The 13881-nt window shown below is 37.8% G+C and carries 13 protein-coding genes and 2 pseudogenes; 7 read left to right on the forward strand and 8 right to left on the reverse strand.

Going from position 1 to position 13881, the window contains the following annotated elements; all coding sequences use genetic code 11:
• A pseudogene (locus tag DSM106972_RS13865) lies at positions 1 to 298 on the forward strand (hypothetical protein); the annotation flags it as partial.
• Between the two features lie 133 nt (positions 299 to 431).
• Positions 432 to 644 (forward strand): hypothetical protein, encoded by a 213-nt coding sequence (locus DSM106972_RS13870; RefSeq protein ID WP_127081266.1) that lies wholly within the window; start codon positions 432 to 434, stop codon positions 642 to 644.
• A gap of 156 nt (positions 645 to 800) precedes the next feature.
• Here DSM106972_RS13870 and DSM106972_RS13875 read toward each other — a convergent pair whose 3' ends face one another.
• Positions 801 to 1226 (reverse strand): hypothetical protein, encoded by a 426-nt coding sequence (locus DSM106972_RS13875; protein WP_127081267.1) that lies wholly within the window; start codon positions 1224 to 1226, stop codon positions 801 to 803.
• A 100-nt stretch (positions 1227 to 1326) separates the two neighbouring features.
• On the opposite strand from DSM106972_RS13875, the gene DSM106972_RS13880 reads away from it, so the two are divergent.
• Both DSM106972_RS13880 and DSM106972_RS13885 read left to right on the forward strand, forming a co-directional pair.
• Positions 1327 to 1629 (forward strand): hypothetical protein, encoded by a 303-nt coding sequence (locus DSM106972_RS13880; RefSeq protein ID WP_127081268.1) that lies wholly within the window; start codon positions 1327 to 1329, stop codon positions 1627 to 1629.
• 309 nt (positions 1630 to 1938) lie between these two features.
• Positions 1939 to 2592, forward strand: coding sequence for a hypothetical protein (locus DSM106972_RS13885; RefSeq protein ID WP_127081269.1), 654 nt, complete (start codon positions 1939 to 1941; stop codon positions 2590 to 2592).
• A gap of 18 nt (positions 2593 to 2610) precedes the next feature.
• Here the strand turns inward: DSM106972_RS13885 and DSM106972_RS53440 are convergent.
• From DSM106972_RS53440 to DSM106972_RS13910, 5 genes and pseudogenes are all read right to left on the reverse strand, one after another.
• A pseudogene (locus DSM106972_RS53440) lies at positions 2611 to 2706 on the reverse strand (16S rRNA (uracil(1498)-N(3))-methyltransferase); the annotation flags it as partial.
• 112 nt (positions 2707 to 2818) lie between these two features.
• Positions 2819 to 4024: an ATP-dependent DNA helicase gene (locus tag DSM106972_RS13895; protein WP_325052186.1), complete on the reverse strand. Its 1206-nt coding sequence runs from the start codon at positions 4022 to 4024 to the stop codon at positions 2819 to 2821.
• A complete protein-coding gene (locus tag DSM106972_RS13900; protein ID WP_127081270.1) occupies positions 3993 to 5498 on the reverse strand; it encodes a hypothetical protein in 1506 nt (501 codons plus the stop codon). Before DSM106972_RS13900 ends, DSM106972_RS13895 begins: the two co-directional genes overlap by 32 nt.
• 121 nt (positions 5499 to 5619) lie before the next feature.
• Positions 5620 to 5922 (reverse strand): hypothetical protein, encoded by a 303-nt coding sequence (locus tag DSM106972_RS13905; protein WP_233786938.1) that lies wholly within the window; start codon positions 5920 to 5922, stop codon positions 5620 to 5622.
• 185 nt (positions 5923 to 6107) lie between these two features.
• Positions 6108 to 6947: a helix-hairpin-helix domain-containing protein gene (locus DSM106972_RS13910; protein WP_325052185.1), complete on the reverse strand. Its 840-nt coding sequence runs from the start codon at positions 6945 to 6947 to the stop codon at positions 6108 to 6110.
• A gap of 272 nt (positions 6948 to 7219) precedes the next feature.
• On the opposite strand from DSM106972_RS13910, the gene DSM106972_RS13915 reads away from it, so the two are divergent.
• The 3 genes from DSM106972_RS13915 to DSM106972_RS13920 all read left to right on the forward strand — a co-directional run bounded on the left by DSM106972_RS13915 (position 7220) and on the right by DSM106972_RS13920 (position 8646).
• A complete protein-coding gene (locus DSM106972_RS13915; RefSeq protein ID WP_127081272.1) occupies positions 7220 to 7645 on the forward strand; it encodes a hypothetical protein in 426 nt (141 codons plus the stop codon).
• Positions 7646 to 7710: 65 nt separating this feature from the next.
• A complete protein-coding gene (locus DSM106972_RS53445) occupies positions 7711 to 7944 on the forward strand; it encodes a hypothetical protein (protein ID WP_233786937.1) in 234 nt (77 codons plus the stop codon).
• A complete protein-coding gene (locus tag DSM106972_RS13920; RefSeq protein WP_233786936.1) occupies positions 7945 to 8646 on the forward strand; it encodes a pentapeptide repeat-containing protein in 702 nt (233 codons plus the stop codon).
• Positions 8647 to 8765: 119 nt separating this feature from the next.
• Here the strand turns inward: DSM106972_RS13920 and DSM106972_RS13925 are convergent, their stop codons facing one another.
• Both DSM106972_RS13925 and DSM106972_RS13930 read right to left on the reverse strand, forming a co-directional pair.
• Complete coding sequence (locus tag DSM106972_RS13925; protein WP_158632820.1) at positions 8766 to 8951, reverse strand: hypothetical protein; 186 nt, start codon at positions 8949 to 8951, stop codon at positions 8766 to 8768.
• 104 nt (positions 8952 to 9055) lie between these two features.
• On the reverse strand, positions 9056 to 13471 hold the full coding sequence (locus tag DSM106972_RS13930; protein ID WP_127081273.1) for a WD40 domain-containing protein: 4416 nt from the start codon (positions 13469 to 13471) through the stop codon (positions 9056 to 9058).
• Positions 13472 to 13881: the final 410 nt, after the last annotated feature.

The following is a 13881-nucleotide window of genomic DNA, read 5'->3' on the forward strand; positions in this document are numbered from 1 at the left end:
GGGTAGAGGCGGGCATTGGTGTATCGTTGATAACGTATATGAATTTAGTTGTTCTGTTTTAACTTGGGATGGAGAGTTTATGATGAAACCAGAGAACTTAAAGAGTTTAGATTTATTAGACTCGGATACCGCTGCTATGCAGAAATTATGTGAGCGGTTACGGCGCCTAAACGGTATTAAAAAGATAGACGATATTGAACGTTCCATACTCCAAGCGATGGGAAAAAGAACAAAACCACTAACGCCAGTACAAGAGGAAGTATTAGCTTTGATAGAAAAAGCATATGGGGTTGTGTGAGATAGGTGCCGAAGGCACCAATTGCCAGATTGTGATGGCGCGGTAAATAGCTTGCGCCCCTTTTTTTGGTAAACAATCACAGCCGTATTTATCCCTATACAAGAAGAGTTGCTTGTAACTATTGAAGAAAACTATGGAGTCGAACCAAAACAGTAACTTAACGGAAGAAGAGCGCGCCGCTGCGGAAAGATTACATACTAGGTTGCGGCGCCTTTCCGAGGTTCCCAACATGGAAGGAGTTGTAATTTCCATGTTTGAATTCTACGCACACTTACCAACGGCGCATTTGACACCGATACAGGAAGAATTATTATCTTTGATTGAGCAGAAGTACGGAGTAGGATGATTTAGGGGCGCCTGTTATTTATGAAACGTTTTGTTGCGGTGTTGATTGAAAGCAAGAAACTTTGTATGGTGCCGAACATGCCTAGTTGAAACATGGTTACTGACTCATGGAATTGGCGCCACTAAGTAGATACGAAAAAGCGATTACCAACTTTATTTACTTATTTGCAACACTACTTTGTTTATCCTGTTGTTTAAGAAACTGTTTGGCTTGTAGTAATTGAATTTCGTTTGTCAAACGAAAATAGGTTGCCTTGTAAGTATCGGTTCTAGTCCCAACACCAGCTTGCTCATCTCGTTGTGCTTTTCTTTCAAACTCAATCGCAATTTTTACTTGTTGTTCTCGTCTCGTTATTTCTTCTGCTGTAACCACCGATGGAATTACTGAAGCCGAAGATGGAAAACTAGTTTCAGTAATATTCGCACTCGTGTTTGTTGATGTAATCAATGTTGAGTTTGGAGATGCTGTGACACTCACTTGTTGAGTTTTTTGTGCTTGTGTACTGCTACAAGTAAAAAGCAGGAAGATCAACAGAACAAGAGTTAATTTTTCTTTTATGCTTTTACTTATCCACTTAATCATAAAGAACTCTCCAATATAAGAGTTATTTCGTCCCACTTGTAATTTTTATATTTCTAGGTACACTTTACTTATGCAAATTTAATATAGTTATTTTGTATTAATGAGATTTACATCAGTTTCTTATAAGGTTTTGCGATATTTAGGCGCCTCTCGCTGCTCCCGCTTTTTCGCCCGAAGGTTAAACCAATGGCGCCTGATTTATCGTTGTGGAAACAGGCGCCGATTCCAGCATTCCCGGCGATTATTTTTACAAATCTTGTTCATCAACAGCGCGCCCGTGCGCGCTCGTGTGGCTTTTTCTGCTGCGGTTAAACCAGTGGCACCTGTTATGTTCATACCTGCATGGGGCAAATTGTTAAAAGAAGCGATGAAAGCCCGTGGTGAGCTTGGAGATTCAGACTAATTTAAGCCAGTAACGCGCAGTTTTTGTGCGTGGTTCCACTATATTAGAACTACTTCGAGTCGCCATTATTCATCTAACACCTGGATTGAAAACTTACTTTTTGATTACCTGTTAACTGTTTAGGCATTCACTAAAATTCTACGGCTATTATACAGCAAGCGTTATAGATTAATTATTTACAAAACTTTACAACCTGTCCCCGGGCAGCACGTATCTTGGTCGCCACCCAAATAAACAAATATTATGGAATATTATTTCTTCATTGTGTAGGTAATCGTATTCTACTTAAGTGGAGATTTATTCAAGCCTATGTTAGATTACTTAGCAAATATTAAAGGCAATCTAGGGCGCTATACAGATACGATTTATAGTACATCTAGTCTAGCGGTAGTATTTGGTAATATATTTGGCTGGTTATGGAGTGGGATTGTCACAGCTTTTTACTGGTTAGGAGATGCAAGCAAAGCTGTAATTGGATTTTTAGGTAATCTATTGGGCTGGTTATGGAGTGGGATTGTCACAGCTTTTTACTGGTTAGGAGATGTAAACAAAGCTGTAATTGGATTTTTAGGTAATCTATTGGGTTGGTTGTGGAGTGGGATTGTCACAGCTTTTTACTGGTTAGGAGATGTAAGCAAAGCTGTAATTGGATTTTTAGGTAATCTATTCAATTCGCTTAATTCTCAACCAATAATCCCTGTAACTTGCTTAATTTTAATTTTTATGTTGTTTGTAATCAAAGAATTGTTGAAACATAAAACAGAGGACAGAGAACAACAAGAACGGATTGCAAAAGAGGATAGGGAACTGCAAGAGCGGATTGCAAAAGAGAATAGGGAACTGCAAGAGCAGATTGCAAAAAAAGATAGAAACCAGGAAACATTAAATAGAATAGGAGGAAAAATAGGGGAAGAAGCCGCTAAAGGATTTTTTGAAAATATTGTTGATAAGATGCTTAATTAAATGTAGGAATCATGAGAGTTAAATTTCATGAGATGCCATAATTAAAGACATGGCAACAATAGGAGATGTAACTGCTCTGAGGATGCGATTTCCTAGAGAAACAGGTTGAAAACCAACGTTATTAAAATCCCAAATAAGGCTAACTTAGTCTAAATTAGACTATTTAAGCCTTATTTAGGCTTATTTGGGATAATGTGTAAATATATGGATACCGCGTCATCTATATTCAAGAAAGTATATAATTCTGAGTTAATCTATATTTCAACTTTGTATATCGTTCCATATGTCGGTTGGAATTTATTGTTAGATTTATTGCCTTTTCGGCGCCAACAACAATAGCAAGTCTTTTCGCGCGCGTTAACCCCGTATAAAACGACAGCATCATATAGTGTTGAGTATATAGGGGTAAAATTACCACAGGATACTCGGAACCCTGCGACTTGTGTACACTAACAGCGAATGCCAGATTAATTTCATTTAAATCGCTATAATCATAAACAACATCACGTTCACCAAATTGAATAATAACTTCTTGATTTTCTGTATCAATGGTGGAAATAAAACCAATATCACCGTTAAATATCTCTCGCTGATAATCGTTGGTTAGCTGAATTACTTTGTCACCTTCTCTATATATAATATTGCCCCAGGTGACTTCTGTTTTATCGGCGCCGGGTGGATTAATTATCTGCTGCAACACATTGTTTAAATTATAAGTTCCAACTACTCCCCGTAACATTGGACATAATAACTGCACATCGGTAACAGGGTTGAATCCAAGGGATGGAATAAAATTAGAAACCAAGTTAGCTATAATTTGTACTCCGTGTTCAGGACTATAACCCCCAGGATGGCAGAGACAATCAGATGTAATAGTATCAGCTTCAAAATCTATAGGGTCGAGTGTAGGAAATTCTCCATTGTTAATTTGGTGCGCGCTCCTGATAATTGCACTTGCGGAAGCTTGCCGAAATACCTGAGTTAACCTAATTACAGGAATCTTACCAGAGTTAATCAAATCAGCGAGTACTTGTCCGGCGCCTACCGATGGTAACTGGTCAATATCTCCAACAAACAATATTTGGGCACCATCTGGAACAGCTTTGATTAAACTGTATGCTAAAAACAAATCGAGCATACTAGCTTCATCAACTATTAAAGCATCACAAGAAAGCTGGTTTCTTTCATCACGTTTAAAACCCATGCTTTTAGGGTCAAACTCTAATAATCTATGTATCGTCTTAGCTTCTAACCCGGTCATCTCCATCAATCTTTGTGCTGCACGACCAGTAGGCGCCGCAAGTGCAATCTTCTTACCGCTTTTAAAAATCGCTGGATTATCTAGTTCCCTCGATCCAAGTCTACGGTATAACTTACTTTGACCCAGAATGGAAGCGCTACTAAGTAGACTTGGAACAAGCTCGACGTTCAGCTTTTACACTTACTTGCTCAACTTGAACCTTGACCACCATTCCCCAGTTAGGTATGCTGAAATAATCGTGCCGTGACTTGACTATGGCAGCAGTCAAAGTTAATTTATTTAATTTAGACCAACCGCTCCATACGTGTTTTCTCGAATTCACTTCAAGATAAGCGGACACGGATGCGGGTAATCTCTCAGACAAATTCATTCCCCTTCTTGCTATGACCAAAGCAGCTGCGACATCGCTACTCAATCCATACATCCGGGAATATTTTATTAAACCTATTAAACTGGTATAAGCTGGATTCTTTTTATATAAACTAATTCCGCGATTATAAAGTATTGATTCAAGGAATTGGTAAAATTTGCTATACGCGAATGATGATAGCATTCTTGCATATTTTCTACCCTTCTCCCGTAAAAATTCCTTTTTCTTGCTAAAATCTAATTCCTCACAGACAACTGGACAAGCATATTTAGTGGCAAGATTTGCTAATTCTAAACAAGCATTAACAATTTGTTGAGAGTTAGAATTTTTTCCGAGTCCAGATTGTAATGGAATAGTACCTTTATTTTTTAAATTACCTTGATAATCTACATAAGCCCATCCAATTGAAGTGGGATTAATGTCTATACCAATGGCGCCGTATTGAATAGGTCTGCTAACTTTTTCCACAAGTTTTGGTGTAAATTGAACACCTACAACCCAACGACCATTCTTTTTAAAAAAGTGCCATGTTTTTGCTCCATTATCAGGAAGTCTATTTATGTTTCTATCAAAGTTACCTATTTCAGTTTCGATATGCTTACCAAATCTTTCCTCCAAACAGTAAGGAACTCTAAAACAAATTTTATTCCCGTCGTACTGACAGATTGAATTACCATGCGTTTCATCCTTGGAACCAACAATATAAATTTCACTGCTTGAGACCTTTACCCGTATTGGCGCCGTTCTTAGGTAAGCTATTTTCTTCTCAAGCTGATAGATATAACGTTTCTTATGAGAAGAGTGAAACTTGAGAGCGTGCCAATTTGAACGTCCTGTATTTAAATCACAGCATAAAGGAACTTTACATCCAGTTTTTGACGAGTGCCAATTTTTCTTTGCATAAAATTTTTGGCTGTCAGATAATCGTTTTAAAGCATTTTTCAACCAGATTTTTGCTGATTTTAATTTTCCTTCTAATTGCTTAATGTGATTTGCTCTACATTCAGATGCTGAGTTTACTTTACCAGAAGCTAATGCAATAACTCCGTTTGCGTGCCTTTTACTTAAACCATACTTTTGTTGCAGGTGAGTATTGAATTTACTATGAACCTTCTCAAAATTTTTAGAGGCTAAAATCTTATCAACAGTCTCACAGACTGCATCTTTAAATATAGGGGAAAAGGCATTAAGAAACATCTCAAAATCGGTGAAACCAAGATGGTTCATTTCCGACTCTTTGGTTGGTAGACCTTTTACGTAGGTGATTGTTGACATGCACGCACCTGGTTCTGTGTCATTGTACTAGTAGACTTTTTATCTATTGGTGCCTGTCAGTAGCGATTTCTCGCTCACAGGCGCCTTTTTGCGTCTGATCATATTATACGCTATTTGCGTATTATATTCCATCAATAAATTCAGATAAATCACTTTTTTTTACAAGTTCTCGAATTTGAAGAATTGTATCTTCCTTCTTTAGGGTTGTGAGAACATAGTCAGGACGGTTAGAAAAATCTGATCCCCAACCTTCGACAGTACGAGCCGAAAGCCCTGTGGACTTAGCTAGGAGCTTTACACACGTTTTATAATACCCACGCTCGCCAGGAGCAGGCGCCTTTAACCATTTGTGGCAAAATTCTAGAGGTTCCAATCGTCGTTCTTTAAAATCAACGCCTCTATAATGCACTTTTAAAGCAAGCATATAAAGCTCCTCTTTGCTGCTGCCTTACGTAAATTACGTAAAAAATATGGATATGGCAAAGCTTTTAATTCATCAGTAATATTTATACCTGATTTACATCGTAACTTGTTTGAACGGTCTGGATACGAGGATTTTCAAGATTTTTAAATCAAAATACTAGGAAATCTTATGATTTTAAGTGACTGCTAACAACCCATCGCTTTCCACAACTGTACAACGGTACGTACCGAAAAGGTTTTACCTGTACCTGGGCCACCTGTGATGATAGAAATTTTAGAGTAAGCGGCAATTTCAACAGCTTCTTGTTGTTGTGGAGAAAGCTGCATTTTACGAGATGAGGAGAATTTTTCTATCCAACTGCGAACGCGCGGTATATCTTGATTTGATAGAAATAACAGGCGCCTGTTTAGTAGTACAGCAAGATTTTGTTCAGTGTGGAAGAATACTGGCTTGTAACAAATCCAATCTTTCGTATCAGTATCGACTTCTCGGATAATGTCACCTTCATTGGACATCACATGAATGATAAATTCAATTGCATCTGAAGAAGGTGTGTGATTATCAGTTTGGAGAATTTGAACTGCTTTTTGTACTAGTCCATATTGGGGTAAATAACAGTGTCCGTCTTCTGCAGCTTGAGTAAGACAGTAGGTAAGACCAGCTTTATAGCGAAACTCTGAGTTTGAGGGAACACCTAAACCGTGCGCTATTTTATCAGCGGTGATAAAACCAATACCATAAATATCTGTTGATAATTGGTATGGGTTAGTTGTGACAATACCAATAGAAGCGGCGCCATATTCTTTATAAATCTTTACACAGTAAGTAGTTGAAACATTGTGGGATTGAAAGAAAATCATTACCTCCTTGATGATTTTCTGTGCTGCCCAAATTTCTTTAATCAACTCGACACGCTTCTTAGGGATACTTGGGACTTCAGACAGGCGCCCGATATGATTATCGAGAATGTCCAAAGTATCTAGACCAAAGTGAGCAACAATACGTTTTGCTGTTGCTGAACCCACACCTTTGATTAAACCGCTGCCTAAATATTTTTCTATCCCTGTTAATGTGGCTGGCTTGGTTTCTTGATAAAAAGTTATTTCAAAGCGAACGTAACCTCTGTCCTTGACGCTCCCCTGCCTTTAGTTATCCGTTTTTCCCAATACTGCATATGTTGATATGGCGTGTATCTATTACAAAATACAAGAGGTGAACGTGTAAAACGTTTAACTTCTGTAACCAAACTAAGACTTATTCACTGCAAAATCAACTTTTTACAAATGCAAGGAGACTTATGAAGAACGAAAATCTCAGCTTACAATCTAAAAAGCTTAAAAATTGGACATTTTTTTCAAAATTTTCAGTTAAGTTAGTATTTATAGGCATGGTCTCAATTTTATACTTATTTGCTCCTATTTCAGTATCTAGTGCTTCTGCGGGGTCAGGGTATTATCCAGTATGTTGGTTTAGAGACCGTGGTAATCCCCCTAATCAAACTTGGCAATGGGGATTAAATGATGATGATTCTTACTTGGAATTGGATGGTAGTTGGATTAAAGACGGTGACAAGGATGTTTTTTTATCAAACACATCTATGTCAGTAGTTTTGAAGAGTTGTGGGAATGCACAGAAGTACTATAACCCTTCAGGAGATTTTTTTGGTTCACAAGTTGCTTATAGCAACGTCTTTGGAGGTTTTTACGATATTAGATGGCGATAGATAATTCCTTAAATTTATAAAGCGTAGAAACGTATTAACACTAAAAAATTTCTTAGCATACCATTTTGTCGTTTCTGCATGTTCGTGCCGAAAAACTCCCTTACAGCCTTCCATCTCGCTGTGAGGGATTTATTTTACTTCGTATACGAGTACCTTTTAGGTCTGGAATTGGCGCCTTTAACTATTTCTACTTGTACCAATTTCAGCGTAGTGAACAACAGCAAGTGGATATAAATTCTCGTGAAGAAGCAATGCTTGCTTATTTCAAGCATATTTCAGAACTACTTATAGATAAATAATTGAAACTGTTAATTACTAAAAAACAAGAAGATGCGAATTTTAAAGACCCCAAGTTAAATGCATTATTGGACGCAGCGCGTGCGTGTACTTTATCAATATTATTTAGATTAGATCAAGATGGAGAGCGCAAAGGACGCATTATCCGATTTTTAAGCGATGCCGGATTGATAGGTGAGTTAGATTTAGAACAGGCAAACTTAACTGGCGCCAATCTAAATAATGTTAAACTCAAAGGCGCCAAACTAGGCTATGCAAAATTAAGCAATGCGAACTTAAGTCTTACTGATGAGCGTATTATTAAGAAAATCAGAATAAATTTAGAAAAGAATTTGCTATCAGAACCAATTTGTGCTGATTCAGGAGTACAGTTATATTGCGCCGATTTACAAAACGCTAATCTTGATAGACGTTTTTTGCTTGGTGTTTGCTTAGAAAGCGCCATTCTCAAAAATGCTAGTTTGAAAAATACTCATTTAACTAATGCTATCTTAAATAACGCTGACCTAAGTGGCGCCGATTTAACTAATGCTATTTTAAATAATGCCAACCTTATAGGCGCCGATTTAACTGATGCTATTTTGAGTAATGCTGACCTAAGTGGCGCCGATTTGACAGGTGCTACCTTACCAGATGGCAGCAAATATCAATCTCCAGAACAAATGAAACAATTTTTAAAGGCGCCGATTTCAACGCTCAGGTAATTATTTTTACAAATCCTCTTCATCAACGGTGCCGATTCTACCCAGGTGGCGCCGTGCAAGTGACCCTTTTTCCCTTGACGAACCGCAATACTGCTATCTCGGTGCAATCTCAATTATTATCAAATTAAAAAATGTAACATTTGCATCGTTCCCAACCTTAACCAGCCATCAGTTTCGCAAGCGCTGGACGCTCGCTGCAACGCTTCAACCAACCTGTGACGTTGGGAACGGCGCCAGCGAAACCTCCATCGTGCTAATCCAACCGACAATGCCTTGCAGGTGGGTGTCCGCGAGGCTGTAGTCACCGAGCAAAAACGATTTTCCCTCTAGCCCGCCTTCGAGAATTCTGAAAATGTAAGTCTGACGTTAGTTCAATAGGCGCCTATTTTAACGAATGAGGTAATTATTGTTACAAATCTTGTTCATCTACGGCGCCGAGTGCTTTGAGCGTGGCTTTTTCTGCTGCTGTTAAACCAGTGGCGCCTGTAATGTTCATACCTGCATATGGTTTATTATCTAGTGTCTTGATACAATTACCTGACTTAACATCCCAAATTTTGATTGTTTGATCTAAACTACCACTTGCTAGTATTTTTGCATCAGAACTTATAGCAACCGACCATACCGAATTGGTATGACCTTTAAGAATATTTAAACATTTTCCTGTAATAGCATCCCATAATCTAATTGTTTTATCGGAACTGCTACTGGCTAAAATTGTATTTGTAAAACTAATTGATAGTACTCTGCTAGTATGTCCTTCTAAAGTTTTTAAGCAATCACCACTGTTAATGTCCCAAATTTTAATAGTATTATCATTACTAGCGCTAAATAAATTTCTCCGGTTTGGGCTAATTAATATACTGTTTACGCCACTAGCATGACCTTGTAAAATTTTTAAACAATCGCCTGTGTGAATGTTCCAAATTCTAATAGTATTATCATCACTACTGCTTGCTAGTATTTTATTATCAGAACTTATTGATACTGACCATACTCGTCCGGTATGACCATATAAGGTTTTTAGATGTTTGCCAGTAATTATATCCCATAATATAATTTTTCTATTTCCATGACTACTTGCTAAAAATGTGTTATCACAACTAATAGCTACTGAGTAAACTGCGCTCGTTTCTCCTTCTTTATGTATATACATAGTTTTTAAGCATTTTCCTGTATGCATATCCCATAGTTTTACTCTTCCATCACCACTGCCACTAGCTAACAATGTATTGTCTAAATTAATTGTTACTGACCACACTCTGCTGGTATGTCCTTGTAACGTTGTAAGGTAATTTCCGGTAATAATATCCCATATTTTAATGTTACTGTCATCACTACCACTGGCTAAAAACTTATTATTATTACTTATACATATAGAATAGACAACCCTGGTATATCCTTGTAAAGTTTGTATACATTTTCCAGAATGTATATCCCAGTATTTAATTGTAGAGTCACTACTAGCGCTAATCAAACTTTTACCATCAGGATTAAAAGCAACAGACCAAACAGAACTGTTATGTCCGTATAAGGTTTGAATACATTTTCCAGAACTACTGTCCCAAAGTTTGATTGTTTTATCAAGGCTACCACTAGCTATCATTTTACTATCAGGACTGAAAGTAATTGATTGCAATCTATCAGTATGCCCTTCTAATGTTTGAATACATACTCCTGTATTAATATCCCAAACCTTAATTATTTTTTCACTACCAGCACTAATAATAGTTTTTTCATCAGAACTTACATCGATTGATAATACCTTCTCTAAATTCCCATTAAAATTTTTGAAGCATTCTCCTGTTTGCAAATTCCATATCTTTATTGTCTCATCCCAACTACTACTAATTAATGTTACATTATCAGGACTGATAGCAACTGAATATACGACTCCTGAATGTCCCAGTAAAGTTTTGAAGCATTTTCCTGTATTTGCATCCCAAACTTTTATTGTTTGGTCGGCGCTACTGCTAACTATAATATTATTATCAGAACTAATTGCTATTGAATATACTCGATTAGAATGTCCTAATAAAGTTTTTAAACATTTTTTTGTACGCAAATCCCAAATTTTTATTGTTGTGTCATCGCCAGCACTGACTAAAATATGACCATTATTACTGATTTTTAATGAGCGTATCCAATCAGTATGACCTCGAAGGGAAAAAAGTTCTTCACCATTTTCTATTTGTAATATATTAATTACACTATTCGCATCACCTATCGCAAGAATATCACTATTCGGACTACATGCTATTGACAAAACACGTCCAAAGACTTTAGAAAAATAAGAGTCTGCTAAGTTTGAAAAAGAAAAATTAACATTGTGTAAACTAGCTGTACTAAAATCTGCTTTCTTGACTATAGTGCAACTTAAATTTTTCCCTTCCAACGCTGTTTTATCCACTCTCGCAACCAAAGTAGCTGCATTTCCACCTACATAACTTACTTCATTCTCTGTTCTCCCCCGCGTTCCTTGAATCACCTCAATAACCGACTCAATATCATTTACCATCGGCGCCATTAAATCCAAAACAGCTTTAGATAAAGGCACCTTCCCAAAAGTCTCCCTTAATTTTTCCAAAGGTTCCGCAACGAATTTCTGCAACGGCGCCACCGCATCTTTCCCAAAATAAGAAGACCAAGTATAACTCCGAGGCGCCTCCGAACCTAACAAACCGCACGCAAGCTCAATAAAATCATCCGCCAAGGCGCCTATTTCCGCTGCGAACTTATATGCTACAAAAAACTCTAATAATGAACGATGGGCTGGAGTGTAATCACCATCAGCATTACGGATAAGCATAGTTTGACCCATCATGTCGAACTGCCAGTGATCTAAATCTTTTTCTTCCTGTACCGCTGCACCAAACAGGCGCCGGATTCTATCAGGGAAAAGTCTGTAATTCAGACTCATTTGGTCAGTTGATAACATTTCCCAAGATAGTTCGCATAAGAAATAAAGCTTTTCAGCACTGGTTGTAAATGTACGTTTTTGGGTAATATCATTTTCTATTTTCCTCCGCACAGCATATAAATAAACACGCGACATATCCACAGGTTTACCCGCTTCAATATCTGGTAATGCTTCTAAAATTAACTCGGTCATTACCGGGCGCCGAGCTAAATCTAGTAACTGTGGATTGTTCATCACTTGTTCCACAGTTGTGGAATTTGCCTGATATAAAAGTACTTGTTTGATTTGCTCGTCGTTGAATTTATCTAACTCCAACACCTCGAACTGTGGTGTTTCTCCTGTTAAAAGAGCAGTTGATGCTTGTAGTTCTGCGTTTAACAGCGCACGTCCTTCTTTGGCTTCAGGGAAATGTTCGCTACGACAGGTAAGGATAACTTTGGCGCCGGGAACAACTACCCTCGCTAATTCCCAAAAGTTATTTATCATCTCTTGTCTATCAACGCGCGCGGCCATCTCATCAAAGCCATCAAATATCAGCAGCAGTTTACCCATGCGATTGAGTTGTTCAAATGCTGAATATCCAGGTAGAGGTATTTCATGCTTACGAAAGAAAAATTCTGAGAACAATGATTCTACGCTTACCGCTTTGGCATAATCCCTCAATGGAATAATCAAAGGTAAACGAGGAAGTTCAACACCTCTATTTAACGCATCTTTATATCGTTGTAAAGCTATCCATGCATAGTGGAAAGCAAACCATGTTTTACCAGTGCCAAATTCTCCTAGTACAGAAATATGTTCTTTCGCAGGGTCATCAAGCCAGCGGTCGATATATCCATCAATCCAACCATCTTCTTTTTCATAGCGACTGACTGCAATTTGGCGCCCTGTCACAGGGTCAATTTCTTCTTTACTACAAGCAAGCGGTACGTACTTTGTATCAATTTGGCGCCGTTTTATTTCTGCCTCCAACCATTCCAGATAAGCGCTAAAATCAGCATCTTGAGCTAATAATTCATCTATTGTGTAACACGCCAGTTTCTTTTTATCTTTCTCAACTTCCGTGCGCGCGGCTCTTGATATACGGCGTGCAGTTACTAACCAGCCACCGTCTGTACGTTGTTGTTCAACTGACTGACGTAATGCGATTACATCTTTAACCTGTGCTTCTCCAGCAATCCCACGGATAACAAAACGTTCGTAGCGATGGCGCCATATTTGGATATTGACGACCCACTCAAAGTAATCAGCTTCCCATACTTCATATTTCTCGAAACGATACCCCAATGTTTCAAACCAACCACGCATTTGTTGGGCAAGTGCCATTGCTTTACATTGTTCACGAGAAGGCGCCGTTTCTGTACTACCAGGTAAAGCTAGATTATCTTGAGAGAGAATTTGAGCGATTTCAGCACGGATACCTTCAAGTGTAGGAATTCTGTCAAGTTTTTGATTCAGTGTTGTAATTTGTTGACTAAGTAATACGTCACTAGGGGTGCGACTCGTTTTTGCAACTTTGCTGAAGACTAAGTAGAATGCTGCTAACTCTGTGCGCGCGTCAATTCCCAAATTTCTGATGTCAACAATCAGTGCATGTGTATCAAGATAATTATTTATTTGTGAAAGAATAATTGAAGGGTTGTTATTGTCAAATGCTGTACGAAAGGACTTTTTTATTTCTTCATCACGGAATAATTCCAGAAATACCTGGGGTTTACCAACACCGTACTCTACCAATGCATAAGCGTAGATACCAGAAAAGTCTGATGGGGGGTGTTCTGGCGCCAGGTTAAATTTTTGTAATATTTTAATCACTTCTTCGTTGCGTAGCAGCTTGTTCTTAAGAATAGGGCTAGCAATCCCGCTTACCGTTTGAATTAAACTGTTAAGGTCAATTGGAAACATGGTTAAAGTAACGCGCCCTACATTCTGATGCAGTATTTTAGTTACGCTGTAATTCGCTCATACTTAGAAATAAAATTCAATGTACTTGCCAAGCAATTTTAGAACTCCAGTACTAAAAGTTATCTTTTATCTAACTCCCGAAAAAATGAGCGAAACGGGAGTTATACAACATAGCTTGATAAATTCCTAATGGCCATTAGTTGTCATCGGTGAAGAACTGTATAAAATTGATCCTATTAGGATGGTAGCAACTGTCACAATGAAGTATAAACTGGCACATATTGTAGTTTGATGCTGATGCTTGTAAGGAACTATTTATAAGCCTTGTAGTCGAATTGATTGAATGTGACAGTTCTAAAATCATTGTGCCATTTGTTGTAAATCCTTAGCTCATAAACCTGTGTAATTAA

Source organism: Dulcicalothrix desertica PCC 7102, from assembly GCF_003991905.1.
Lineage (GTDB): Bacteria > Cyanobacteriota > Cyanobacteriia > Cyanobacteriales > Nostocaceae > Dulcicalothrix > Dulcicalothrix desertica.

Coding starts and splice junctions, on each gene's coding strand:
- DSM106972_RS13870 (WP_127081266.1), top strand. CDS start 432: ATGGAGTCGAACCAAAACAGTAACTTAACGGAAGAAGAGCGCGCCGCT.
- DSM106972_RS13875 (WP_127081267.1), bottom strand. CDS start 1,226: ATGATTAAGTGGATAAGTAAAAGCATAAAAGAAAAATTAACTCTTGTT.
- DSM106972_RS13880 (WP_127081268.1), top strand. CDS start 1,327: ATGAGATTTACATCAGTTTCTTATAAGGTTTTGCGATATTTAGGCGCC.
- DSM106972_RS13885 (WP_127081269.1), top strand. CDS start 1,939: ATGTTAGATTACTTAGCAAATATTAAAGGCAATCTAGGGCGCTATACA.
- DSM106972_RS13900 (WP_127081270.1), bottom strand. CDS start 5,498: ATGTCAACAATCACCTACGTAAAAGGTCTACCAACCAAAGAGTCGGAA.
- DSM106972_RS13905 (WP_233786938.1), bottom strand. CDS start 5,922: ATGCTTGCTTTAAAAGTGCATTATAGAGGCGTTGATTTTAAAGAACGA.
- DSM106972_RS13915 (WP_127081272.1), top strand. CDS start 7,220: ATGAAGAACGAAAATCTCAGCTTACAATCTAAAAAGCTTAAAAATTGG.
- DSM106972_RS13930 (WP_127081273.1), bottom strand. CDS start 13,471: ATGTTTCCAATTGACCTTAACAGTTTAATTCAAACGGTAAGCGGGATT.